This window comes from Microbacterium enclense (genome assembly GCF_001456955.1).
GTDB classification, from domain to species: Bacteria; Actinomycetota; Actinomycetes; order Actinomycetales; family Microbacteriaceae; genus Microbacterium; species Microbacterium enclense.
The window spans coordinates 191089-214981 of sequence record NZ_KQ758467.1 but is presented as its reverse complement, the minus strand read 5'-3'; the positions used below and the strand labels follow the sequence as shown (position 1 = coordinate 214981).

The window sequence follows — 23893 nt, the reverse complement described above, 5'->3', positions numbered from 1 at the left end:
CGCACCCGCGGCCTCGCCGGCATGACGCACTGCGGCGCCCGAGCCGAAGCCCGGACGCCGCAGTGCGGGAGCGGTGACTACCGCAGCACGATGAACGCGCTGCTCGCGCTCGACGGCTGCACGGTGGCGCTGCCGCCGTACTCGACCTTGACGGTCTTCGCGCCGCGGGTCTGCGGGTCGAGGGTGATCGTCGCGGCACCGCCCTGCAGGGTGGCGGAGTAGGCCTTGCCCGCGACCGTGACGACCACATCGCCGGTCGCCGCGGGACCGCCGGCGGGACGGATCTTCACGTTGACCTTGTACGTGTCGGTGGTGCGCCCGACCCACGGGCTCACGGTCACCTCGGTGCGCGAGGTGACGACGGATGCCACACCCTCACTGTCGGCCGTGCCCGAGAGACCCGTGGCCGCAGACGTCGCGGTCACCCGCACGCTGATGACCCGACCGAGGTCGGCACGCTGCACGCGGTAGCTCTGCGAGGTCGCGCCCTGGATGGGTTCGCCGTCGCGCAGCCACTGATACGTCGTGGTCACGTCGGCGGGATCCCACGTGCCGGGGGTGGCACGCAGGGTGCGGTTGATGGCCACGGTGCCCGACACGGTCGGCGCCTCCACGGCCACCGGGGCCGCCTCTCCGGCGTCGACCGTGAGCACGGTCTGCACCTCGGAGTCGCCGTACTGCACCACGCCGAGGTAGCGCGTGTCGGGCGTGAGGCCCTGCCACGACAGCTCGTACGACACCGGCGTGCCCTGCTCCACCGTCAGCGGGTCGGGCGCGGCCGTGAGCTGGCCCTCCCCCTCGGGCGCGACGTTGGCGTAGGTCATGTCCCACGTGAACGGCGCGGTGAACGAGTACACGTTCGCCTCGACGAGATACGTACCCGGGGTGGGGTTGGGCAGCGACACCTGCTCGTCGGCCGAGGCCGTCGCCGAGGTGAACCGCTCGTAGTACCGCAGGTCGTCGGGGCTCACGACGCGCGAGACGAACAGGTCGAGGTCGCTGCCGTCATCGTCGGACGAGTCGAGATCGAAGCGCGAGAGGGTGGTTCCCTCGGGCACGTCGACGATCCACCGGACGTAGCCGTCTTCGTCGCCGGAGGCCTCATTCCCGCTGTGCCCCTCGACGGGGTTGTCGGGGTCGGTCAGCAGCGTCTCGGCGGTCAGGCCCGACAGGTTCAGCGGCAGCTCGCCGGTGATCCCGGGGAGGATCTCCACGCTCGTCGCGCCCGACAGACCGGTGCCCGAGACCTCGGCCGGCGCCTCGGCCGTCGCGGGACGGATCGCGATCGGCGAACGCACCTGGGTGTCACCACTCGTCCACGTGAGGAAGCCGGTCGACCACTGCTCGGCCGCGGCCGTCGTGCGGGTGAAGGTGACCGTGAAGGTCTTCTCCTGGTCGGCGTCGGTGAACTCCAGCGTCGACGGCTCCACCACGGCATCCACCCCGGGAACGTCGATGGATGCCGAGAACGTGCCGGCCTGCGTCGAGGTCACCGTGCGGGTGATCGTCTGGGGCTTGGCCAGCGAACCGATCGAGATCGAGGCGAGGTTGAGGTCGCTGCCGTCGATCGGCTCGACACCGAAGTCGTACAGCCCCTTGCCCTGCAGGAAGGCCGCCCAGTCGGCGGAACCGTTCAGGTACAGCAGACCCGGGTCGAAGTACTTCGTGGGGTCGACGTGACCGGCACCCTGCGCGAACGGGTCCGGGGCGGGCGCGTTCTCAGCATCCACGGTGTCGTAGGCGGTGGTCATCATCGCCGACTTCACCTCGGCGGGCGTGGCCAGCGGTCGCTCTCCGAGGTACAGGGCGGCGAGACCGGCGACGTGCGGCGACGACATCGACGTGCCCGAGAGGAACTCGAACGCCGGGTCGGCACCGGGTGCGTTGGCCGCCGCGGCGAGGATGGCCACACCGGGCGCCGAGACGTCGGGCTTGAGGATGTCGCTGCCGTCGGCCAGCATCGGTCCGCGGCTCGAGAAGCCCGCGACCTGCGGCGTCGGGGTCACGTCGTCGGTGATGTTCTCACCGATGAGGGTGGCCGTGGCATCCGGGGTCTCGCGCACGTACGACAGCAGCGCCTCGCGGTACTGCGCGTCGAGGTGCACGGTCGGCACGGAGTGGAAGTCGTTGTCGACCGAGGCGGGGGTGACGTTGACGAGGATCATGCCCACGCCCCCGGCGTCCTTCACGGCCTGCGACTTCTCGACACGGGCGTTCTGCCCGCGGTCGCACACGACGATCTTGCCCGCGGCCTGGGCGGGGTCGAGCGAGCCCAACAGGCAGAGGGCCGCGTTCGCGGCGTCGGTTCCGGATGCCGCGATGTCACCCGCGTAGACCACGGGGGCCGTGACGTTCTGGTCGGCGGGCACCGAGATGGACGCGCCGGCGGCTTCGAAGCCGTTCGGCAGCGTCACCGTTCCCTCGTACGTCGGGATCGTGGATGCCGCGACCGTGGTGTACCAGGGCGAGGCGTGGTCGGCCGTCGACGCGTCGGGGCCCGAGTTGCCCGCGGAGACCGCGACGAAGACGCCGGCCGCCGCGGCGTTGAAGAACGCCTGGTCCTCGAGGGCGAAGGTGGAGCTGGCCGCCCCGCCGCCGATGGAGTAGTTGATGACGTCGACGTTGTCGTCGACCGCCGCGTTGATCGCGCTGAGCAGGTCGCTCAGGGCGCAGACGTCGTCGGTCGTCACGAGCGGGTCGGGGCCCGCCCAGCACGCCTTGTACGCGGCCACCTTGGCGGCCGGGGCGACGCCCGAGATCGCGCCGAAGTCGAGGCCCTCGACGTCGGCCTCGACACCGAGGTTGCCCGCGGCGGTGCTCGCCGTGTGCGACCCGTGCGTGTCGCCGTCGCGGGGCGAGACGTAGTCGGCCTCGAAGGTGAAGCCGGATGCCGCGGCGCCGGTGTCGAAGTAGCGGGCGCCGACGAGCTTGGTGGAGTAGTCCGACAGCGACCAGCCATTGCCCTCGGCCACGCGGGGCGAGCGGAAGTCGGAGCCGTCGCCCTTGCGGAAGACGACGTCGTTGCCGTCCAGGTACGGCTCGTCGCCGGCGGTGGTCCCCAGCGGCTCTCCCGCGAAGGCCGGGTTCTCGGGCGCGATACCGGTGTCGATCACACCGACGACGACGCCCTCACCCGCGGCATCCGTGCCGCCGACCCGCTGCCAGACGCCGTTGTCGCCCTCGAGACCGAGGAACTCGGTCGAGGGGACCGCGTGCGGATGGCGGATCTCGTCGGGGACGACCTTCTGCACGCCCTCGGTCGCGGCGAGCTTGGCCGCCTGGTTCGGGTCCATCGAGGCGCTGAAGCCGTTGACCGCGACGGTGTAGGTCGTCTCGGGGCGTACGCCCGCCTCGTCGGCGATGTCTTGCTGGCGCTGCTCGAGGAACGCCGAGTACTCGCGCGCGGCGGGTGAATCGGGATCGAGCTTGGCGTCGTCGGACTTCGTGGCATCCAGGCCCGGCTCTCCGCCACCGTAGGTGGCGACAGGGGCCTCGTCGAGCACGACGATGTAGCGACCCGTGGCGGATTCGATGGGTGTGGGGGGCGTCACCGCCTCGCCCACGTCGGCGGCCTGGACGGCCGTGGCTCCAGTGGCGGTGAGCAGTCCGGCCAGCGAAATGGCCGCGACTGAACGCAGGGTTCGACCCATAGTGCGCTCCAAACGGGGGGATGAATGAGCGATTTGCGCGTCATCGGCGACGCGCGTTGCACAAACATAACTCAGGGTGGATTCATCACCTACAGAAAAGTCACGTACAGAGGCAAACGTCACAGCCCCGAAACGAACCACGAGTTCATTCGCTCACGCTTTTCTCGCGCTTATCGACCCAGGCGCGGTGCACGGCGCGTCTCGCGGCGGGCGGCGGGGCGCCGCTCACGGGACCCCTAGACTGCGACGAAACCCGAGGAGGAGCCGCCATGCCCCGGCGCCGTCGCACCGTCGCGCAGCACGCGCGCCTGCGTTCCCCGCATCCGCTCGGCCAGCTGGCCACCCTCGTCGCCGTCGCCGCGGTGGTCGCCGTGGTGTCGGTGCTGGGGGTCGTGTCGTACACGGCCTACGACCTCACGGCGGATTTCGTCGACGAAGCCGTGGTCGTGCAGAACCAGCCGCCCGTGCCGCCCGATCTCGGCCAGCTCGAGGGCGGCGTGAACATGATGGTCGTCGGCATCGACGCGTGCGAAGAGAACCTCATCGCCCTCTTCGGCGAGCGCTGCGAGGGGCCGGATTCCGAGGGGCGGCTCAACGACGTCAACATCCTCGTGCACATCTCCGACGCGCCCCGCAAGGTCACCGTGGTGTCGTTCCCGCGCGACCTCGTGTTCGACGCACCGGCGTGCGACACCTCCGAGGGCGGCCGCTTCGACGGCGGGTACCTGCAGATCAACGAGCTGTACACGTACGGCGGGCTGTCGTGCGTGATCACGGCGATCTCCGACATGAGCGGACAGCAGATCCAGTTCGGGGCGATGGTGACCTTCGGCGGGGTGATCGAGATCACCAACGCGATCGGCGGCGTCGAGATCTGCCTGGCCAGCGACATGCGCGACGAGAACACCGGGATCGACTGGGAGGCGGGCCCGCGCACCATCCAGGGCATCGAGGCCCTGCAGTTCCTGCGCACCCGATACGGCGTGGGCGGCAGCGACCTGGCCCGCGTGAGCAATCAGCAGCAGTACATGTCGCGCCTGGCCCGCAAGCTCGTCAGCGAGGAGGTGCTGTCGAACCCCGCGACCGTGCTCCGCCTGGCATCCACGGGACTGCGCAACGTCACGCCCACCCAGAGCCTGACGAATCCCCTCACGCTCGTTCAGGTGGCGGAAGCCGTCAAGGACGTGCCGTTCGAAGACATCGTGTTCGTGCAGTACCCGACGGTGGAGGCGCCGTCGGACCGCAACCGCGTGGCCCCGAACTATTCGGCCGCAGAGGTGCTCTGGGACGCCCTCGCCGCGAACCAGGCCATCGAGGTCACCGGTGACGTCTCCGTCAACGGCGGCACGGTCGTCGCGGACGCGACGCCCACACCCGACGCGTCACCGACGGAGGAGGCCCCACCCGCCGAGGAGGTCGAGCCGGGTACCGTCGATCCCGCCACGGGAGCCGTCGCCCTGCCGCCCTCGATCAGCGGTTCGAGCGCGGCGCAGCAGACCTGCAGCGCCGGCGTCGTGAACTGAGACCGCGGCCGCCCCGCGTTCGACCCCGCGGTGAGTTGCGGCTCGTGCCCGCTTCTCGGGGCTCTGCACGTGCAGACGGCGCGAGTCAGCATGCTCGAGACGGTTCGGCGACTCGGCGAGAGCGTGCAGAGCGCGGGTCGAAACGGATGCCGAAGACCCCGGCATCCGTCGATCAGTACGTCGGCGCCGCGGGGAGCCCGAAGAACTCCTCGAGCGTCGTGTACCCGCCCTCGTGGTAGGCGCGGGCGAGCTCGGGCCCGATGTAGCGCAGGTGCCAGGCCTCGGGTTCGTAGCCGCTGACGCTCTCGCGCCCCTCGGCGTAGCGCGTGATGAATCCGAACTCCCAGGCGTGATCGCGCACCCACGCCCCCTGGGCCGAGGCGGCGACGTCGTCGAGGGTGGCGCAGGAGCCGTTGCACGGCACGATGTCGACCGCCAGCCCCGTCTGGTGCTCGCTGTAGCCGGCGCGCGCGCTCTCGCGGTCCGCTTCTTCGACGCCTCCCACCGAGACGCGCCCGGCATACGTCGACTGCTGCGTCGAGTACGAGCGGAAGGCGCTGAGGTATCCGATCTCGCCCGCACCGGCGTCGGAGGCGGCGCGCACCATCTCGGTCAGCGCACCCGCCGCCCGTGCCCGCAGTGCCGACTCCTCGAGAGCGCGCACGTTCTCGGGCATGACGAGGTCGCCGGCGCGGTAGTCGACCGGGTCGAGGGGGCGCTGCTTGTTGACGACCACCCATTCGCGATTCGGGTCCGACAACGACACGCACGGCGCGATCCCGGATGCCACCGCTGCGCGGAAGGCGCCTCCGCCACCGGCGGCCGCGATGGCGGCGGCGTCGTCGCCCGACGCCAGAGCCGCGGTGAACGCCGGATCGTCGCAGGGGGTGGCGGTCGCGGCGACGGCCGCGAGCTGCGGCACGGGAAGACCTTCGGCGGGGACGGCGGGCGGGCCCTCCACCACGGTCGTCGTCGCCGCGACCTCGGCGGCCTCGCCCTCGTCACGTCCGCCCGCGGTCGCGGCGGCGCCGATGGCGACGGCCCCCGCCACCACGACCGCGACGGCAACCGCCAGCAGGCCCGCGCGACGACGTCGGGCGGCGAGGGGCAGCCCGCGCGTGGCGGCGAGCGCCCGGATGCCGCTGGACGTCGAGGCGCCCGCTCTCAGCTCGCGACGGGTCGGGCCGGCGGCCTCGGCGGGTTCGGCGGCCTCGGCGGGTGAGCCCTCGGCGGGTGATGCGGATTGCACCGCCAACGCCGCCGTCGCGAGTCGCTCGGCCTCCGCGCGCGCGGCGCGGCGGGGCGAGAGCTCGGGATCGGGGGGTATCACTCGACCCATTCTCTCGCGGGAGGCCCGACGGGTCGAGCGCGCCACCCGCACACCATCGCACGGTGCTTGCCCAGCCGCCGGGTTCTCGGCAGTCTGAGAACGCCGAGACCGAACCGGGGGGACCATGCTCGACGACGATGACCGACGCCTCATGCACGCCGTCCACGCGTATCTGCAGGACATGCATCGCATCGTCCAGTCCGACTCCGCCGGTCATCGTTCGCCCCTGGGCGACGAGCTGAGCGCCCACCTCGGGGTCGACGCCGTCACCCTGCCGGTCACGACCGAATCGCTGCCGGCGCACCGCTACGTCGATGCGGACATCGCCCTCGACGAGCTCATGGAGCGGTGCGGCGGACGCCTGATCGGTGTGACGGGAGGCGAGCAGAGGCTGCACGTCTCGGCATCCGATCTCCTCTCCGGCGGGTACGCGCACTTCGCGCCGGGACCGGTCTCGTACGAGCTGCGCGACGTCGACGCCGATTCGCAGCGCCGGGTCGTGGCGTTCGGTGTGCGACTGCTCGTCTTCGACGGTCATCCCGTGGCGATCGTCCAGCGGGCGTCGAACCCGCGGTCGATGCCGCCCCAGCCGCAGCTCGAGCTGATCGGTGCCGACGCGGATGCCACGGCGGCCGCGCTCGCCGAGATCCGCCGCCTCATGATCGAACGCAGCGTGCTGCGCGGACAGGTGCTGTCGTTCGCGCCGACCGAATACGGGCACGAAGCCGGGGCGACCTTCCTCGTGCGCCCCGAGGTCGCCGCCGACGACATCGTGCTCGGCGAGGGCGTCCTCCAGCGCATCGTCGACCACGTCGTCGGCATCGGCGACCACCGCGATGCGCTCCGCGCTGCCGGGCAGCATCTCAAGCGCGGCGTGCTCCTGTACGGCCCGCCCGGCACGGGCAAGACGCTCACCGTCCGCCACCTGCTCTCGCGCACACCCGGCACGACCGCGGTCGTGCTGACGGGCTCGAGCATCCGCTTCGTCAAGGCCGCCGCCGAGGTCGCGCGCACGTTCGCCCCGGCGCTGGTCGTGCTCGAAGACATCGATCTGGTGGCCGCCGACCGCGGCTTCTCGCCCGAGCCGGTGCTCTTCGACGTGCTCGACGCCCTCGACGGGTTGGAACCGGATGCCGACATCGCCTTCGTCATGACGACGAACCACGTGCAGATCCTCGAGGAGGCCCTCGCCGCCCGCCCGGGCCGCGTCGACCTCGGCGTGGAGATCCCCCTGCCCGACGATGCCGACCGGCGACGCCTGTTCCGGCGGTATGCGCAGGGGCTGCCGCTCTCACCGGATGCCGTGGATGCCGCCGCCGACCGCGCCGCGGGAACGACCGGGTCGTTCGCGAAGGAACTGCTTCGCGGCACGGTGCTGCGCGCGGCGCTCCGCGGCGCCCCGGCCCCCGACGACGACGATCTCGCCGCGACGCTCGACGGGCTCCTCGACTCGGGTGCGGCGCTGACCCGTGTCCTGCTGGGGTCGCCGCCCGGCACTGCTTCGGCTCGGTGACCGGGCCGCCGGCGCGTCGCCATCCGGGTCGAAGGGACCGGGAGACGCCGGACGTGTACGAATCTGGCAGCTCACTACTTGCTTCCATCTAGAACATGTGTTCGACTATCGCCATGAGGTGGCAGGGGCAGCAGCTGGGTGTCGACGATACGGCGGCGCTCCCCGGCATGGAGCGCGTGGACGGCCTCGTGCGCTCGGTGACGACGCCCGAGTTCGCGGGAATGACGTTCCACGAGGTGATGGCGAAGAGCGCCCTCAACCGTGTGCCGGGAGCCTCGGCGATGCCTTTCGACTGGACCGTGAACCCGTATCGGGGCTGCAGTCATGCGTGCTCGTACTGCTTCGCGCGCAAGACCCACGAATACCTCGACCTCGATTCGGGCGCCGATTTCGATTCGCAGATCGTCGTCAAGATCAATGTGGCCGACGTGCTTCGTACGGAACTCCAGCGCGGGTCGTGGGCGCGTGAGCCGGTCATGCTCGGCACGAACACCGATCCCTATCAGCGCGCCGAGGGCCGGTACCGGCTCATGCCCGACATCATCGGGGCGCTCACCGACAACGGCACCCCGTTCTCGATCCTGACCAAGGGCACACTGCTGCGGCGCGATCTCCCGCTCCTGACCGACGCCGCCCGCGAGGTGAAGGTCACCCTCGCGATGTCGATCGCCGTCTTCGACGTCGCGCTGCAGCATTCGATCGAGCCCGGCACCCCCAGCGCCGAGGCGCGACTCGAAACGGTGCGCGCGGCGACGGCGGCGGGCTTCCGCGTGACGGTGTTCCTGATGCCGATCCTGCCGCACCTCACCGACTCCGTCGCCGTGCTCGACGACGCGCTCTCGCGCATTCGCGCTGCCGGAGCCGCGCGGGTCGTCTACGGCGCTCTACACCTGCGCCCGGGCGCGAAGCAGTGGTTCTGGCAGTGGCTCGAGCGCGAGCACCCGCATCTCGTGTCGTCGTACCGCGGGCTCTATCCCGGCGTCTCCGTGTCGGCGCCCAAGGCGTACCGCACCTGGCTGGGCAAGCGCATGCGCCCCCTGCTGCGCATGCACCGCCTCGACGGCTGGGACGAAGACGATCACCCGCGCGGGCGACCTCAGCCTGGCCTTGCGGCGCGGACACCGGCGACGAGCGGCCTCGGGCCGGTGCGCAACACGGGAACTTTGGCATCCGTTCGCCCCCGCGTCGCGCCGGCGAGCGAGCCGACGCTGTTCTGAAGGCACGAGACCATCGAAGCGACCTCGCGCTGTTTCGAACGCGAGAAGGCCCCCGCCGCACGAAGCGACGGGGGCCTTCCGAGGGAGTGGTTACGACGTGACGTCGGCGAGCTGACGACCCGACAGCTCCTCGAGCAGGTCGTCGCCCAGCTGCGCGGGCTCGAACGGCGCCTCGATCTCGGCGCGGTCGAGCAGCTCCGTCATGCGACGCTGACGCTGACGCGTGATGAGCGTGACGACGGTGCCGCTGCGGCCGGCGCGGCCCGTGCGGCCCGAACGGTGCAGGTACGTCTTGTACTCGTCGGGCGCATCGGCCTGGATGACCAGATCGATGTCGTCGACGTGGATGCCGCGGGCGGCGACGTCGGTGGCGACGAGCACGTTGACGCGGCCCGAGGTGAGCTTCTCGAGGTTGCGCGTGCGCTTCTGCTGGTTCAGGTCGCCGTGCAGGGCGACCGCGGCGATGCCGGCCTCGTCGAACTGCTCGGCGAGCATCTCCGCGTAGGCGCGGGTGCGGGCGAAGACGAGCGTCTTGCCGTCGCGGTCGACGAGCGAGCCGAGGATCTCGGCCTTGTCGCGATGGTCGATCACGAGCACGCGGTGCTCGATCGTGCCCGAGTCCTGATCTTCGCCGGCGACCTCGTAGACGGCGGGCTCGACGAGGAACTCGTCGACCAGGGCGGCGACCTCACGGTCGAGCGTGGCGGAGAACAGCAGCTTCTGGCTGCCCTCGGCCGTCGCGCGGAGGATCCGCTGCACGGGCTCGAGGAATCCGAGCTCGCACATGTGATCGGCCTCGTCGAGCACCGCCACCTGCACCTGCGACAGATCGAGCTTGCCCTGGTTCAGCAGATCCTCGATGCGGCCGGGAGTGCCGATGACGATGTCGACGCCCTTCTTCAGCGCACCGACCTGGCGCGCCTGGGGCACGCCGCCGTAGATCTGGGTGGTGAACAGGCCGACGCTGCGGGCGATGACCTGCACGGTGCGGTCGATCTGCAGCGCGAGCTCGCGGGTCGGCGCGAGGATGAGCGCCTTGGGAGCACGACCGAACTCCCGGCGCTGACCGGCCTGGGCGCGCAGGATGCTCTCGACGAGCGGGGCACCGAAGGCGATGGTCTTGCCCGAGCCTGTGCGTCCGCGTGCGAGCACGTCGCGACCCTCGAGGATCGGCTTCACCGTGGCGGCCTGGATCGGGAACGGGCTCGCCGCTCCCAGACCCGCGAGGGCGCGGACGATGTTGTCGCCGAGGCCGAGCTCGGCGAAGCCGACGCCGGTCTCGGTCACCGCGTCAACGGCCTGCGCCTGCAGACGCTCGTGGACGACGTCGACGCGCTGCTCGTGCTCGGCGGAGCGTTTCGGAGTGGCCGACCAGTCGCTGCGGCTCGGGCCGTCGGTGCGGCGCGGGCGGTCGTCGAACGAGCGCTGCGGGCGGTCAGTGCGGTCGAACGAGCGGGCCGGGCGATCGGTGCGGTCGAACGAGCGGGCCGGGCGGTCAGTGCGGTCAGTGCGGTCGAACGAACGCGCCGGGCGATCGGCGCGGTCGAACGAGCGGGCCGGGCGGTCAGTGCGGTCGAAGGAGCGCGCGGGACGCTCAGAGGCGTCGCGGCGCGGGCGCTCGTCACGGTCGAACGAACGGGCCGGGCGATCCTCGAATGAACGGCGGGGACGCTCGTCCCGATCGAACGAGCGGGCCGGGCGATCGGTGCGGTCGAACGAACGCGCGGGACGCTCACCGGCGTCGCGGCGCGGGCGCTCGTCACGATCGAACGAACGGGCGGGACGCTCTGCACCGCGGTCGGGACGCTCGCCGAACGAGCGGCGCGGGCGCTCGTCGCGGAACGACGGCCGGGCGTCGCCGAAGGTGCGGCGGTCGTCGCGGTCGACGCGCTCGCCACGCGGAGCGCGGTCGTCTCGGCCGAACGAACGGGCGGGACGGTCACCGACGTCGCGACGGGGACGGTCGTCGAACGAACGGGCCGGACGGTCGTCGCGGTCGAACGAACGAGCCGGACGGTCGTCGCGGCCGAACGAACGCGCGGGGCGGTCGCCGAACGAACGAGCCGGACGCTCGTCGCGGCGGCCGGTCGTGGCATCCCGATCCGAACGGCCGAAACGATCGTCGCGGGCCGAGGTGCGGATGCTGCGCGCCTCGTCGCGACCGGCGCGGTCCGACGCGCTCCAGCGGCGCTTCTCGGGCGCGACCTCGGCCTCGGGGCGGTAGCCGCGGTGGCTCGGGCTCTTGCTGCCGGGCTTCACGGGCGCCTCGCCGCCGGGGCGACGCTTGCGGTCCTGGAACGAGGTCTTCGCGCCGTAGCGGGGCTCGAAGTTCTTGGCGGCGCGGCCGCCGGCGGGCTTCTTGTTCTTGGGCATGGGGGACTTCCTGGGTTCTGTTCGCGCGAAACAGCGACACCGTTCGAAGCGGTGCGATACCCGGACTGTCGTCGGCCGGGGGCCATTCACTGATGATGGTCGAGGCCGCGATCGCGTCCTGTCCATCGGCCCCTTGGACTCACAAACCCATCCGCGTATCACGACGCGGTGTCCAGAGCCGACCGCACCACGTTACAGGCGACGCCTGGGAATGGCATCCATGTCCGTTCCCCAACCGTGCGAGTCGCCAGATTTTGTCGCCTTGGATGCCGTGGAAGCGACAAATCGTGGCGACTCGCACGAGGTGGCGCACGAAGATGGACGCATGGCAGACACCGACGCCCACCCCATCACGGTGGCGATCGAGCGGCGCATCGACCCGACGCGCACCGCCGAAGCGACCTCGTGGATGCAGGCCGGCACCGACCTCGCGACCGCTTTCCCGGGCTTCCTCGGCTCCGGGTGGGTGCGCGCGGGCGAGGAGAGCGACCTCTGGTACATGCTGTACCGCTTCCGCGACATGACGACGTTGGAGGGGTGGGAGACGTCGTCGCAACGACGGTGGTGGCTCGACTCCGGCCGCCCGTTCGCGCGCGAGGAGAGGGTCGAACGACGCACCGGCATCGAGGGCTGGTTCGACGCGTCGTTCGGGTCGGTTCTGCAGGCGACGGATGCCACCACATCGCCGGTGCAACAGCCGGTGCCGGCCGCGCCCCCGCGGTGGAAGCAGGCCGTGACGATCTGGGTCGGCTTCTTCCCGACCAACCTGCTCGCCTCCTGGCTGCTCGGTTTCGTACCGGGCTTCGCCGAGGTGCCGCTGGTGCTGCGCGTCCTCGCGACCACCCTGCTGCTCACCCCCGTGATGACCTATGCGGTGCTCCCGTGGGTCACCCGCCTGCTGCGGCCGTGGCTGCAGCGCCCACCCCGTTCGAGAAAGGCCCCGTCATGACCGCCGATCCCACCGGCCAGCGCTTCCACTTGCGCGGACCCCGTAGCTCCGCCGAGATCACCCAGGTCGGTGCGGCGCTGCGAGCACTCACCGTCGACGGCGTCGACCTCGTGCCGCCGTATCCCGATGACGTGCCCACTCCGGCGGCATCCGGGGTCGTGCTGGTGCCGTGGCCGAACCGCATCCGCGACGGCCGGTACACCTTCGACGGTGATGACCTGCAGCTGGCGATCAGCGAGCCGAAGTTCGGCAACGCCAGCCACGGCCTGCTGCGCTTCGGCACCTACCAGCCCCTCGACCACAGCGACGAGCGGCTGGTGCTCGGCGCCGACGTCGTCCCGCAGACGGGGTACCCCTTCCACCTGCGCACGCGCGTGACCTACACGCTTCGACCCGACGGGCTGCACGTCGAGCACCATGTCGAGAACGTGGGCGCGAAGCCCGCCCCGGTCGCCCTCGGCGTGCACCCGTATCTGCAGATCGGCGGGGTGGCGACCGAGGATCTCGTCGTGCATTCGACCGGCACGACCACACTCGTGCTCGACGAGCGCAACATCCCCATCGACGAGGTGCCGGTCGCCGGCGCGAACGACCTGCGCGGCGGTCGCCGGCTGGGCGATGCGACGCTCGACAACGGCTATCGAGGCCTGGAGCGGGATGCCGAGGGCCGCGCGCACCACACGCTCACGGCGCCCGACGGTCGCCGTCTCGATCTCTGGCAGGGCGAGGGTTTCCGGTGGGTCCAGGTCTTCACCACCGACCGGTACCCGGGTCAGCCGCTGGCCGTCGCGATCGAGCCCATGACGGCGCCGGCGAACGCCTTCGTCACGGGGACCGATCTCGACACTCTCCCGGCGGGCGACGTCCTCGTCCGTGAATGGGGTCTCCGCTTTTCATGAATGCAGTTCCCTTGTCCCCCAAATGGGGGACAAGGGAATTATGCATATGACCGGGGGAAAGAAAGAACAGGCCTCTCCCTTTCGTGCGGACGAAAGCTACCATCTGCTTTAGACGGTATTCCGTCGTGGCCGGGGCGGCCGAGAACCACGGCTCTCTCGGCGAATGTCCGTATGAAGCCGACGGGGGCCGAGGATCCCACGCGCTGAGGGTCCCGTTCCGTCCCGAGGAAAGACTCCCCCATCATGAGCACCGCGCTCCGTTCCGTCGACCCCGGAAACATCTCACTGCCGCGTCTCAGCGGCCTTAATCGCCGACTGGCCGGGATCCCCTCCCTGCACGTCGGTGCGGCCGTGCTGTCGGTTCTTCTCGGCGGCCTGCTGCTCTCCATCTCCACCACGCGCGATCCGCTCTGGTGGCACCTCCACTTCAGCCAGCTTGGCATCTTCGGCGACTTTTCGAGCGCATTGTTCAATACGACACTCAAAGTGAGCGGCGCGATGGTCATCGTGCTCGCGCATTTCGTTCGACGCGACATTCTGCGCCTGGGTCGGGGAGCTGTCCGCCGCGGGTCGGCCACCCTCGCGTGCGTCTGCCTGCACGTCGTCGGCATCGACCTGGCCCTGGTCGGCTTCGTTCCCCTGAACACCGACAAAGACCTTCACGACCGGGTCGCGGCGCTGATGGTGCTCGGTTTCCTCGTGCTGTTGGCCAGCGCGCCCGTCATGCTGCATCGGCTCGGTCGCCGCATGGCGGTCAGCACCGGGGTCGCCCTGATCTGGCTCGCCCTCTCGATCACCCTCTTCGTCACGGCCACGATCAACCTCGCCCTCTTCGAGACCATCTCGTGCGGGGCGATGTTCGCCTGGACCGGCATGCTGACCCACACGCTCGGCCGGCCCGCCGCATCCGCCCGTCGACGAACGGATGCCACCGACGACCGCGGCGCATGCCTCGGCCGTCGGCGGCTGGTCATCGGACGCCGCCGACCCCCCGTCGCGCGTGCGGCGAGCCGCCCGCGCCCGGCGCCCGTCCGGCCGATCGCACCTCTCGCGACCGCCCGCCCGGGTGCTGTGCACGGACTCGCTTCACGCGCAGCGTACCGAGCCCGGTCCAACACGTCCGCCCGGGCCCTGTCCGCCCCCTCCGTCTCGCGGGTGAGCAGACGCGGCAGCTCCCGCACGTCGTCCGCGGCCACGGGAAGCGCCGGCATCCGGCCGCCCGCGCCGCCGCGACGGATGGCCGCCGACCTGCAGCCGCCCGCGCTGCCGCGGCGGATGACGATGATCGCCGCGGCATCCCGGCGCGGGCATGGGCGCCGCCTGCCCACGCCACGGCCGGCACCGTCCCCGGCGGGGGCGATCAGTGCTGCGCGCGATACTCGCGTCGGGTCACCGGGTGCTCGTCGTCGGCGAACTGGTCGTGCGCGTCGGCGTCGCGCGCGGCTCGACGCGCCCGGCGCCGCTCGCTCGCTCCCTCGATGAGGTTGTAGAGCGTCGGCAGTACGAGCAGGGTCAGGAACGTCGACGACACGAGCCCGCCGATCACGACGACCGCGAGCGGCTGCGAGATGAACCCCCCGTGCCCGGTGATGCCGAGAGCCATCGGCACCAGCGCGAAGATCGCGGCGAGCGCGGTCATGAGGATCGGCCGCAGACGTCTCGCACCGCCCACGATCGTCGCGTCGTGCACGCTGAGACCACGTGCCCGGTACTGGTTGACGAGGTCGATCAGCACGATCGCGTTCGTCACGACGATGCCCACGAGCATCAGCGCACCGATCATGCCGGCGACACCGAGCGGCACGCCCGTGATGAGCAGCATCACGATCGCCCCGGTCGCGGCGAACGGCACCGAGACGAGGAGTTCGAGCGGCTGCCGCAGCGACTTGAAGGTCGCCACCATCACGACGTAGACGATGAGGATGGCCGCCAGCAGCGCGAGTCCGAGCTGGGTGAACGCGTCCTGCTGGTCGGTCACGACGCCGCCGATCTTCGCGGTCGCCCCATCGGGCAGCGGCACTCCGGCGAGGGCGTCGGCGACGGTCCCCGAGGAGCTGCCGAGGTCGTCGGAGGTGGGGGTGACGGTGATGGATGCCGTGCGCAGGCCCCGCGCGGTCGTGATCGAGGGCGGCGTCTGACTCTGCTCGACCGTGGCGATCTCGTCGAGACGCACGTTGCCGCGCGCGCTCGGGATCTCGAGTGCGCGCAGATCGTCGATGGTCTGCGGCGGGTTCGCCGTGGCGAGGTACACCGTCACCCCGCGTCCGTCGATCTCGACGGTTCCGGCCTGTCGCGGCTGCTGCGCCCCCGAGACCAGAGCACCCACGGCCCGCTCCGACAACCCGCGCTCCGCGGCCGCGTCACGGTCGACGCGCACGGAGACGAACGGGAGCGATGCCGAGAGGCTGCTGGTGACCTGGCCGATGCCGTCCTGGCCCTGGAGTCCGGCGACGACCGCGTCGTTCGCCTGCTGCAGGGCCTGCGAGTCGGGGGCGGTGACGTCGACGGTGATGTCGGTGGAACCGAAGCCGCCGCCGGCGGCGCGCACCTCGATCTCGCCGGCGTCGGTGAGCCCCTCGAGCTCGGTGCGCACGCGCTCGCGCAGCTCGACCTGGTCGGCGCCGGACTCGGAGGTGATCGAGTACGTGATGCCCGTGCCCCCGCCCGAGAACGCGTCGCGCAGCGCGGAGCCGCTCGACCCGATCGAGGTCTGCACCGTCTGCACGCCGGGGGTGTCGAGCAGGACGGCCTCGACCTTCTGGGCCGCCGCGTCTTCGGCATCCAGGCTCGGCGCCGCCCCGATCTTCTGGGTGACGGTGAACGTGTTCTGGCCGGAGTCGCCGAGGAAGTCGGTCTTCAGCAGCGGCACCGACGCCAACGTGCCGCCGAGCACGAGCACGGCGAGGGTCAGGGTCACCCACGAGTGCCGCAGCGTCCAGCTCAGCACCGGCACGTAGGCCTTCTGCAGGCGGGTGGGCGGGGCGTCGGCGGCTTCCGGGTCGATGGGGTCGCCCTCGGCATCCCGGATCACCTTTCCGGGCCGGAGGAACCACGACGCCAGCACCGGCACGATCGTCAACGACACCAGCAGCGACGCCGCCATCGCGATCGTCACCGTCAACGAGAACGGCCGGAAGAGCTCGCCGGTCACGTCTCCCACGAACGCGATCGGCAGGAACACCGCCACGGAGGTGATCGTGGATGCCGTGATGGCGGCCGCCACCTCGCGCACGGCCCGGATGATCGTGGGGATCTTCTCGGCATCGCCGACGTAGTGCCGCTTGATGTTCTCGATCACGACGATGGAGTCGTCGACGACGCGTCCGATCGCGATCGTGAGTGCACCGAGGGTGAGGATGTTGAGCGAGTAGCCGAAGGCCTGGAGCCCGACGAAGGTGATGAGCACGCTGGTAGGGATCGAGATGGCCGTCACCAGCGTCGAGCGCACCGACATCAGGAACACCAGGATGATGACGACGGCGAAGACGAGACCGAGCAGTCCCTCCTGCGCGAGGGCGTCGATCGACTGCTGCACGAACGGCGCCTGATCGAAGACGACCGTGAAGGTGGCACCCTGTCCGAGCGCCGTCTCGAGGTCGGGGAGCACCGCGAGAACACCGCGTGAGACGTCGACCGTGTTGGCGGCGGGCAGCTTGGTGACGGCGATCGTCAGGGCCGGCTCCCCGTCGACGCGAGAGAGGGTCGTGACCGGGTCGGACTGCAGCTCGACGGCGGCCACGTCGCCGATCGTCGTCTGACCGGCCTGGAACTGCGCGGCGTCGGTGGGCACGAGCGGCAGCGCCGCGATCTCGTCGACGCTGGTGAGCTTCGCGCCCGTCTGCACGGTGAGGGTCTGATCGCCCTCGGTCAGCGAGCCGCCCGGGAACAGGATGCCGTTGGCATCCAGGGCATCGGTGATCGCCTGCTGACCGAAGCCGCGTTCGCCGAGCTTCGTGGAGTCGGGGGTGATGGTGACGCGCTGCCCGGCGCCGCCGACGATCTGGGCGCCGTTGACGCCGTCGACGTCTTCGAGGTCGGGGATGACGCTGGTCTGCAGCACCGCCTGGGTGGCCTGGGCGTCGGTGAAGCCGGTGACGGCGAGCTGGATGACGGGGAAGTCGTCGATGCTCGCCGAGGCGACGGTGGTGTCGGCCGATTCGGGCAGTTGGTCGTCGATGCGCGCGATCGCGGCGAGGATCTTCTGCTGCGCCGCGGCGAGGTCGGTGCCGTATGTGAACGACGCCGAGACGATCGAGGAGTTCGTCGTGCTGGTGGCCGTGGTCGATTCGAGCCCTTCGACGCCGCGGATGGCGCTCTCGATGGGCGTGGAGACGTCGGCCTCGACGACCTCGGGCGACGCGCCCGGGTAGCTCGTGACGACGGCGAGCTGCGGGAACTCGATCGACGGGATCAGCTCCTGCTTGAGGCTGGTGAGCGCGAGTCCGCCGAAGATCGCCGCCACGATGGTGACCAGGGCGATGAGGGCACGGTTCTTCAGGCTCAGAACGGCCAGGTACGACACGAAGCACCCTTCGGGGGTCGAGATTGGATACAGAGATGTATCGAGCCCAGTATCCCACGCGCGTCGGGGAGCGGGCCGGGAGCACCGGCGGCTTCGACAGGCTCAGCCCCCTCCGCCCGCACCGCGTTCCTCGAACCACCCCCGAGACCCCCGAGCCGCACCCGAGGTCCCTGAGCGGCCCCGAGGTCCCTGAGCCCGTCGAAGGGACCGGACCCACACGCCCCGAGAGGCTGCGACAGGCTCAGCCCTCCCCGTCCGACGCCTTCAGAACAGCGACCCCAGCGCGAGCCCCGCCGCCGCCGCGACCACCGATCCGACGAACGAGACGAGGGCGTAGGCCGTCGCCGCGCGACTGCGCCCCTCCTCGGCCAGCAGCACCGTCGTCACCGCGACCGCGCTGAACGTGGTGTACCCGCCCAGCAGGCCCGTGCCGACGATCCATCGCCACGCCTCGTCGGCCGGAAGCCCGCTCAGGATGCCGAGCGCGAACGCCCCCGTGAGGTTCACCACGAGGATGCCCCACGGGAACCGCTCACCGGTCGCCCGCCGGACGGCCGTATCGAGCAGGAAACGCAGGGCTGCGCCGACGCCGCCCGCGACGGCCACCGCCGCGAACACCAGAGGCGTCACCGCTGCGTCCTTCCGCCGCGGCCGAGCAGCAGCCCGCCCCACGCCGCCCCGGTGCCGAGCACCACGGAGCCGATGCCCCACCACAACAGCCCCGGACCCGCCGCCTCGACGGCGAGCGCGCTGTAGGTGGTGAAGCCGCCGAGCACGCCGGTGCCGAGGAACAGTTGCGCACGCTGGGCTCGCGAGGATGCCGGCATCCGGGATCTCCACCCGAACAGGATGCCGATGAGGAACGCGCCGACGATGTTGATGAGCGGTACGAGGGCGGAACCGAGCCCGTCGCCGACCGCGAGGGTGAGGCCGGCACGCAGCGCGGTGCCGATGGCGCCACCCACGCCGACGAAGACGACGTCGCGCCACATGCTCACCGCGCCACCCTACGCCCGGTGGTTCACGTCGGGCTGTCGCGTCGAGCTCGGCGTCCGTCGCCGAACGGCTTTCGGGGATGGCCCCGCGGACGTAAGGACGATCGCGGTCGTCGTGCGCCATTCCACGTCATGCGCCGTTCCCGCCAATCATCGGAGCGGCACAGGGACGTGATGCGAAAGGGGTGCTGCCCCATTTCGCGCGAGCTTTTGTTTCGCACGGGGGTTTTACACCGCGGCGACCCGCTGCTTTCCGCGCCTCCCCGACTGTTCGCCGGGTTGGGCGGAGTTGGTGCAAAACCGATCGGTTTTGCACCATCCCCGAGCGACACGGGAGGCATAGCTCTCAGGCCGAATTGACCGTAGCTACGGGAGGGCGCTCGCGGACCGCGTGAAGTGACGACCTTCGACGAACTCGTCGCCCGCGCCGAGTGGCATTTGGCGGAGGCAGAGGACCCCACGGTTACCGCACAGAAGCGTGAGGTGCCTAGAAGGTCGGTGTGCCGCCTGTGACGCCGAGAATCGTGCCGCTGACGTAGCTGGCCTCGGCGGGCGACGCGAGAAAGACGTATGCGCCCGCCAGCTCGGCCGGCTGGCCGATTCTGCCGAGCGGGGTGTCTCGTCCCATGTTGGCAACGGCTTGCGGCTCTTTGGTGGCCGGGCCGAGGGGGGTCCAGATTGGGCCCGGGGCGACGGCGTTGACACGGATACCTCGTGCGCCGAGGTCTTGGGCGAGGCTGCCCGTCAGGTTGTTCAGCGCGGCTTTCGTTGCGGCGTAGTCGATCATCGACACCGACGGGTCGTATGCCTGCACGGAACTGGTGATGATGATGCTGTCGCCGCGGCCGAGGTACTGGAGCGCGGCTTGGCTGACCCATAGCGTCGCGTAGAGGTTGGTGTGCACCGTGCGTTCCAGGTGCTCCGTGGTTAGGCCCCCGAGTCCTGATTCACCGCGCGCCCAGTGGTAGCCAGCGTTGTTGACGACGATATTCAAACCGCCGAGCTGGTCCGCGGCACGTGCCACGACGTCCCGGCAGGTCTGCTCATCTCGCAGATCTCCAGGCAGTGCGACGGCTCGTCGTCCGGCCGTGTTGATCCACTCGACGGTTTGCTGTGCGTCCTCTTCCTCTTCGGCGAGGTAGTTGATGGCCACATCGGCGCCCTCGCGGGCGTACGCGATGGCGACTGCCCGTCCAATTCCGGAATCTCCGCCGGTAATCAGCGCCTTTAGACCATCCAGTCGCCCACGCCCTACCCAGGACGATTCACCGTGGTCAGGCACAGGTCTCATGCGATCGGTCAGGCCAGGAGCAGCTTGCTGCTGCTCTGCCATGCCGCCCTCTTCGTCGGTCATGGCCTGCGCGTTTCTTGCGACGGGTGCTTCCGGCATCTCAAGACTCCGTTCATCCAGACTCTTCAGAAAGTAGGAGTCGTTAGCAGCCTGGCCGTGGGGGTTGACCCGAATTTCGCGGCAAGGCTTTGCGCGCTGTCAGGTAACGCAGACGCCGAGAACGGCGAGGCGTTAGGCCTCATTGCCGTAGTCGCTGTCTCGCGACTTTCGGGCCACGAAGAAGGGCCGCCCCTGAGCATGCTCACGCAGCCAGGGACGGCCCTCGATCCTGCTACGCGCGGTCGGTGTCTCGGACCGGGTCGCCGTCGAGCTCGATCTCCTCCTTGCGGATGTCGGCGTCGACGGTTCGAGTGTCCTCGACGGTCTCGGTTCCGAGGCGCACGCGCTCGACCGGGACCGTCTCCTTTTCAACGACGGGGCGTTCCTCGGTGAGAACCACCTCATGCTCTTCTTCGCTGATGTCGGGTCCGTCGAGCGCACTGTCGACGTTGCCGTCGGTGATGGGCTCGCGCTCGAGCCGGACCTCTTCCCGGGTGACGGGGACGGTGACCGTCTCGTGCTCGGTCACGACGTACTTGCGCAGGCGCGCGCGTCCCGTTTGCACCCGCTCGGTGCCGACACGCAGTTTCTCTTCCGACCTGGTCATCGCGTCGTCCGTCGTCGGGCCGGACGTATCGCGTCCTTCCGATTCGAAGGCGCCGCCGGTGTTGGACGCCGTCTCATCGACGTCGGGGGCCGTACGGGTGTCGTTGGTGCTGTGGTCGAGGTCGAATGCGCCGTCGTAGTGGCGGTACAGCTCGTCCTCTTCGGCCTCGCTCAGTTCTCGGCCGGACTCGATGCGGGGTGCGTCCTTGACCTCTCCCTTTGAGTAGGGCACACGGAGCGACCCGCCGGTGTCCTCGGCCTTGTTGAGCGGGACGAACGACTCGGAGGTTCCGAAGAACCCGGTCTTGACGGTGGCCCAGGTGGGGCGGCCGGTGTCGGGGTCGACGTAGATCTCGCCGACGGTGCCGATCTTGGAGTCGTCGGTGCCGTAGACGTCTGTGCCGATGAGGGCGGCGATGTTGTTCTCGCTGATCATGATGTTCCTTCCAGGGGTGGGGGGTGGGTTAGCGGCCGAGACCGGCGCGGTCGACGCGGCGGTGGTAGCGCATGCCGGCGAGCCCGCCGAGAACGGCGCCGAGCAGGGTGATGATGGCGGCGCCGAGCGCGGTCAGGATGCCGGTCGTCGTGGCGGTTTCGGGTGTGACGGGGATGCGGGGGAAGCTGTTGAGGGTGCCGAGGATGTCCCACTGGCTGCCCGCGATGGCGGTGACGATGCCGATGATGACGGCGATGGCGATGGCCCAGATCCAGACGGCGATGCCTTGTTTGGCGCCGCTGAAGCGCGCCATGCGGCCGGCGACGTATCCGCCGGCGTAGTACGACACTAGGAGCACGATGGCGATGACGATGACGCCCACGATGCCGACGCTGTCGGCGTTCTGTTCCGCTGCGTCCGCGGCGTTCTCGACGGAGCCCGACTGGCTCAACCCGATCGCCGCCCCTACGGCGGCCGCAAGAGCGGTCAGGAGAACGGTAAGTCCCGTGGCGGTCAGCCAGCCGAAGAACGCGGACCCGAATTTGAACCCGCCAAACTCCTCTTTCTCACGTGAGACCACATCATGACGCAGGGTGTGCTCGGAGTCGATAGGAACGGCGGCGCTCGAGGAGGAGCTGTCGAAGCGGGCTGCGCCCGGCTGGTGTCGGTTTCGCGGGGCTTCTTCGTTGCTGTTTGGGGGGACCATGGCGGCGACGGTAGGAGCGTCGTTGCCGTCTCGCCGACAGGGTTGCTTACGGCGTAAGCCGTGCGTACACTCTGCCCGCCGCAAACTACAGGCCTCCGACAGATGCGAGACTGGACCATTCGGGGGTGGATCTGATGGCTCAGGAGATGCAGAAGACATCGCGAACGAGCACGCGGAAGCTGAGTCGCGACGGCATCATTGCCACCGCTCTCGCACAGATCGATCGCGTGGGGGCCTCCCGGCTGTCCATGCGGACGCTTGCGCAGGAACTCGACGTCGAGGCCATGTCCTTGTACCGGTACGTCAACGGCAAGGAAGATCTGCTGGAAGGTGTCGTCAGCCTCCTCATGCAGGACCTGGTGGCAAGCCTCAAAGACGCGTCCGGTGAGCAATGGCAAAGCTTTCTGCAGATCTCCGCGCACGAGGTGCGGCGCATCGCGGTGGAGCATCCGCGGGCATTCCCGCTCGTCGCCACGCGTCACCCAGCTGCTCCGTGGCTGCGGCCGCCGCTGCGCAGCGTCGAGGTGGTCGAGATCTTCCTCGCATCTCTCGTCGACCAGGGGTTTACCGAGGCCCAGGCCGTGAACACTTACCGTGCGTTCAGTAGCTTCCTCCTCGGACAACTCCTCCTCGAATCCGCCGTCCGCGGCGCCGAGACGGCACCCGCCGAAGAGCCCCTTGATGAGGGCAACGCCGACATCCCCGCGGGCGATGGCAACGCCACGCTCGATGACGCCCCCACCGTTTGCAAGCTTCAGCCGCTGTTGAGCGAGGACCGTGCCGAGGAAGAGTTCGAGGTGTCCCTCGAATCGCTTCTCGAACGCCTTGACCGGACGCTGTCGCAGTAAGTAGTACCGCCACCGCTCGCGATAGGGCGGTGAAACAACTCACGGGCTGGCCCGGCGTGACTTCCGGTACCAGCCCGCGAGAGGTGCGGTGGTTAGACCTGCGGGGGCAGCGGGGGACGCTGCGGCTGCGTGCGGGTCTCGTCCTGAACCCGACGCACGGCCTTCTCGGCCTGCTCGGTGACCGAGGGCGCACCGCTCACTTCTTGCTGGATCTTCGGGGCCTCTTCCTCCGCCTTGCTGAGCAGGGCCTCCCAGCGCTGCTGCATGGGCTTGATGAGGCCGCCGCCGGCACCGACGATGATGACGCCCGCGATGATGGCCAACACTGCGATCAGGATCGGGGTGGTGACGGTGGTGGCGACCTCGATCTGGTTGAGGGCCGCGGTCACGCCGAGGAACAGGATGAAGATCGCAACGATGTTCCCCAGGATCTTGCCGTACGACAGTCCGCTGAGGGTGTTCTGGATGAGGCCCTTCGCGCCGGCAGCGATCGCCGAAGCAATGACAACGATGATGATGGCAACGATGATCTTCGGCAGGAACGCGATAATGCCCTCGAGCAGGTCGCTCACGGGGTTAGGGCCGAAGACGCCGAAGGCGAACTGCAGCACGAACAGCACCAGCGCGTAGTAGACGATCTTCGCCACGATGTCGGACGCGTCGAGCTTCGACTTGGCCAGGGCTTTCTTGATGCCGCCGCGCTCGACGAGACGGTCAAAGCCGACCTTCTCAAGCAGCTTCTCCAAGCCCTTCGAGATCAGCTTCGCGACAATGAGGCCGACGACCAGGATGAGCAGGAACAACAAGGCGAGGGGAACGAACGTGACGACTGCCGCCAGACCGTTCTGAAGTACAGCAGGGAAATTCATGAGCATTCCTTTTCTTCGACGCTTCGCGCCTGTGGGGGGACGACCCGGGCGGCCGTAACGCTGTAAG

16 protein-coding genes and 1 pseudogene are annotated in these 23893 nt (G+C 69.8%); 7 read left to right on the top strand and 10 right to left on the bottom strand.

The window, feature by feature from the left end; all coding sequences use genetic code 11:
- Positions 1-77: 77 nt before the first annotated feature.
- Positions 78-3650, bottom strand: coding sequence for a S8 family serine peptidase (locus AS029_RS00965; protein ID WP_058230747.1), 3573 nt, complete (start codon positions 3648-3650; stop codon positions 78-80).
- Positions 3651-3919: 269 nt separating this feature from the next.
- On the opposite strand from AS029_RS00965, the gene AS029_RS00960 reads away from it, so the two are divergent.
- On the top strand, positions 3920-5173 hold the full coding sequence (locus AS029_RS00960; RefSeq protein ID WP_058230746.1) for an LCP family protein: 1254 nt from the start codon (positions 3920-3922) through the stop codon (positions 5171-5173).
- 172 nt (positions 5174-5345) lie between these two features.
- Here AS029_RS00960 and AS029_RS00955 read toward each other — a convergent pair whose 3' ends face one another.
- Positions 5346-6503, bottom strand: a complete 1158-nt coding sequence (locus AS029_RS00955; RefSeq protein WP_058230745.1) for a M15 family metallopeptidase — start codon at positions 6501-6503, stop codon at positions 5346-5348.
- Positions 6504-6627: 124 nt separating this feature from the next.
- Between AS029_RS00955 and AS029_RS00950 the strand changes: the two genes are divergently transcribed.
- On the top strand, positions 6628-8016 hold the full coding sequence (locus AS029_RS00950; RefSeq protein ID WP_082642083.1) for an AAA family ATPase: 1389 nt from the start codon (positions 6628-6630) through the stop codon (positions 8014-8016).
- Between the two features lie 113 nt (positions 8017-8129).
- Complete coding sequence (locus AS029_RS00945; protein ID WP_058230744.1) at positions 8130-9233, top strand: Rv2578c family radical SAM protein; 1104 nt, start codon at positions 8130-8132, stop codon at positions 9231-9233.
- 90 nt (positions 9234-9323) lie between these two features.
- Here AS029_RS00945 and AS029_RS00940 read toward each other — a convergent pair whose 3' ends face one another.
- Entirely contained in the window at positions 9324-11606 is a 2283-nt protein-coding gene (locus tag AS029_RS00940) for a DEAD/DEAH box helicase (protein ID WP_058230743.1), read from the bottom strand.
- Between the two features lie 325 nt (positions 11607-11931).
- Here AS029_RS00940 and AS029_RS00935 point away from each other — a divergent pair, with 325 nt between their 5' ends.
- The 3 genes and pseudogenes from AS029_RS00935 to AS029_RS17840 form a co-directional block, all read left to right on the top strand.
- Positions 11932-12555, top strand: coding sequence for an antibiotic biosynthesis monooxygenase (locus tag AS029_RS00935; RefSeq protein ID WP_058230742.1), 624 nt, complete (start codon positions 11932-11934; stop codon positions 12553-12555).
- Positions 12552-13454, top strand: a complete 903-nt coding sequence (locus tag AS029_RS00930) for an aldose 1-epimerase family protein (protein WP_058230741.1) — start codon at positions 12552-12554, stop codon at positions 13452-13454. The genes AS029_RS00935 and AS029_RS00930 overlap by 4 nt, the downstream gene beginning before the upstream one ends.
- Positions 13455-13697: 243 nt before the next feature.
- Positions 13698-14324: pseudogene (locus AS029_RS17840) on the top strand (DUF998 domain-containing protein); the annotation flags it as partial.
- 490 nt (positions 14325-14814) lie between these two features.
- Here the strand turns inward: AS029_RS17840 and AS029_RS00925 are convergent.
- From AS029_RS00925 to AS029_RS00900, 6 genes are all read right to left on the bottom strand, one after another.
- Positions 14815-17976 carry an efflux RND transporter permease subunit gene (locus AS029_RS00925; protein ID WP_058230740.1) on the bottom strand — a complete coding sequence of 1054 codons (3162 nt, stop codon included), beginning with the start codon at positions 17974-17976 and terminating at the stop codon, positions 14815-14817.
- Between the two features lie 264 nt (positions 17977-18240).
- Positions 18241-18606 carry a fluoride efflux transporter FluC gene (locus AS029_RS00920; protein WP_058230739.1) on the bottom strand — a complete coding sequence of 122 codons (366 nt, stop codon included), beginning with the start codon at positions 18604-18606 and terminating at the stop codon, positions 18241-18243.
- Positions 18603-18968: a fluoride efflux transporter FluC gene (locus tag AS029_RS00915; RefSeq protein ID WP_058231166.1), complete on the bottom strand. Its 366-nt coding sequence runs from the start codon at positions 18966-18968 to the stop codon at positions 18603-18605. Before AS029_RS00915 ends, AS029_RS00920 begins: the two co-directional genes overlap by 4 nt.
- Positions 18969-19458: 490 nt before the next feature.
- Positions 19459-20325 (bottom strand): SDR family oxidoreductase, encoded by an 867-nt coding sequence (locus tag AS029_RS00910; protein ID WP_228375846.1) that lies wholly within the window; start codon positions 20323-20325, stop codon positions 19459-19461.
- A gap of 268 nt (positions 20326-20593) precedes the next feature.
- On the bottom strand, positions 20594-21403 hold the full coding sequence (locus tag AS029_RS00905; protein WP_058230737.1) for a DUF2382 domain-containing protein: 810 nt from the start codon (positions 21401-21403) through the stop codon (positions 20594-20596).
- Between the two features lie 28 nt (positions 21404-21431).
- Positions 21432-22109 carry a hypothetical protein gene (locus AS029_RS00900; protein ID WP_058230736.1) on the bottom strand — a complete coding sequence of 226 codons (678 nt, stop codon included), beginning with the start codon at positions 22107-22109 and terminating at the stop codon, positions 21432-21434.
- A gap of 134 nt (positions 22110-22243) precedes the next feature.
- On the opposite strand from AS029_RS00900, the gene AS029_RS00895 reads away from it, so the two are divergent.
- The gene (locus AS029_RS00895) at positions 22244-22957 is read left to right on the top strand and encodes a TetR/AcrR family transcriptional regulator C-terminal domain-containing protein (RefSeq protein WP_082642082.1); all 714 of its coding nucleotides are present in this window, start codon (positions 22244-22246) and stop codon (positions 22955-22957) included.
- Between the two features lie 92 nt (positions 22958-23049).
- Here the strand turns inward: AS029_RS00895 and AS029_RS00890 are convergent, their stop codons facing one another.
- Positions 23050-23826 carry a mechanosensitive ion channel family protein gene (locus AS029_RS00890; RefSeq protein WP_082642123.1) on the bottom strand — a complete coding sequence of 259 codons (777 nt, stop codon included), beginning with the start codon at positions 23824-23826 and terminating at the stop codon, positions 23050-23052.
- Between the last annotated feature and the right edge of the window lie 67 nt (positions 23827-23893).

Coding starts and splice junctions, on each gene's coding strand:
- AS029_RS00965 (WP_058230747.1), bottom strand. CDS start 3,650: ATGGGTCGAACCCTGCGTTCAGTCGCGGCCATTTCGCTGGCCGGACTG.
- AS029_RS00960 (WP_058230746.1), top strand. CDS start 3,920: ATGCCCCGGCGCCGTCGCACCGTCGCGCAGCACGCGCGCCTGCGTTCC.
- AS029_RS00950 (WP_082642083.1), top strand. CDS start 6,628: ATGCTCGACGACGATGACCGACGCCTCATGCACGCCGTCCACGCGTAT.
- AS029_RS00945 (WP_058230744.1), top strand. CDS start 8,130: ATGAGGTGGCAGGGGCAGCAGCTGGGTGTCGACGATACGGCGGCGCTC.
- AS029_RS00940 (WP_058230743.1), bottom strand. CDS start 11,606: ATGCCCAAGAACAAGAAGCCCGCCGGCGGCCGCGCCGCCAAGAACTTC.
- AS029_RS00935 (WP_058230742.1), top strand. CDS start 11,932: ATGGCAGACACCGACGCCCACCCCATCACGGTGGCGATCGAGCGGCGC.
- AS029_RS00930 (WP_058230741.1), top strand. CDS start 12,552: ATGACCGCCGATCCCACCGGCCAGCGCTTCCACTTGCGCGGACCCCGT.
- AS029_RS00915 (WP_058231166.1), bottom strand. CDS start 18,968: ATGTGGCGCGACGTCGTCTTCGTCGGCGTGGGTGGCGCCATCGGCACC.
- AS029_RS00910 (WP_228375846.1), bottom strand. CDS start 20,325: ATGACCGACGAAGAGGGCGGCATGGCAGAGCAGCAGCAAGCTGCTCCT.
- AS029_RS00905 (WP_058230737.1), bottom strand. CDS start 21,403: ATGATCAGCGAGAACAACATCGCCGCCCTCATCGGCACAGACGTCTAC.
- AS029_RS00900 (WP_058230736.1), bottom strand. CDS start 22,109: ATGGTCCCCCCAAACAGCAACGAAGAAGCCCCGCGAAACCGACACCAG.
- AS029_RS00895 (WP_082642082.1), top strand. CDS start 22,244: ATGGCTCAGGAGATGCAGAAGACATCGCGAACGAGCACGCGGAAGCTG.
- AS029_RS00890 (WP_082642123.1), bottom strand. CDS start 23,826: ATGAATTTCCCTGCTGTACTTCAGAACGGTCTGGCGGCAGTCGTCACG.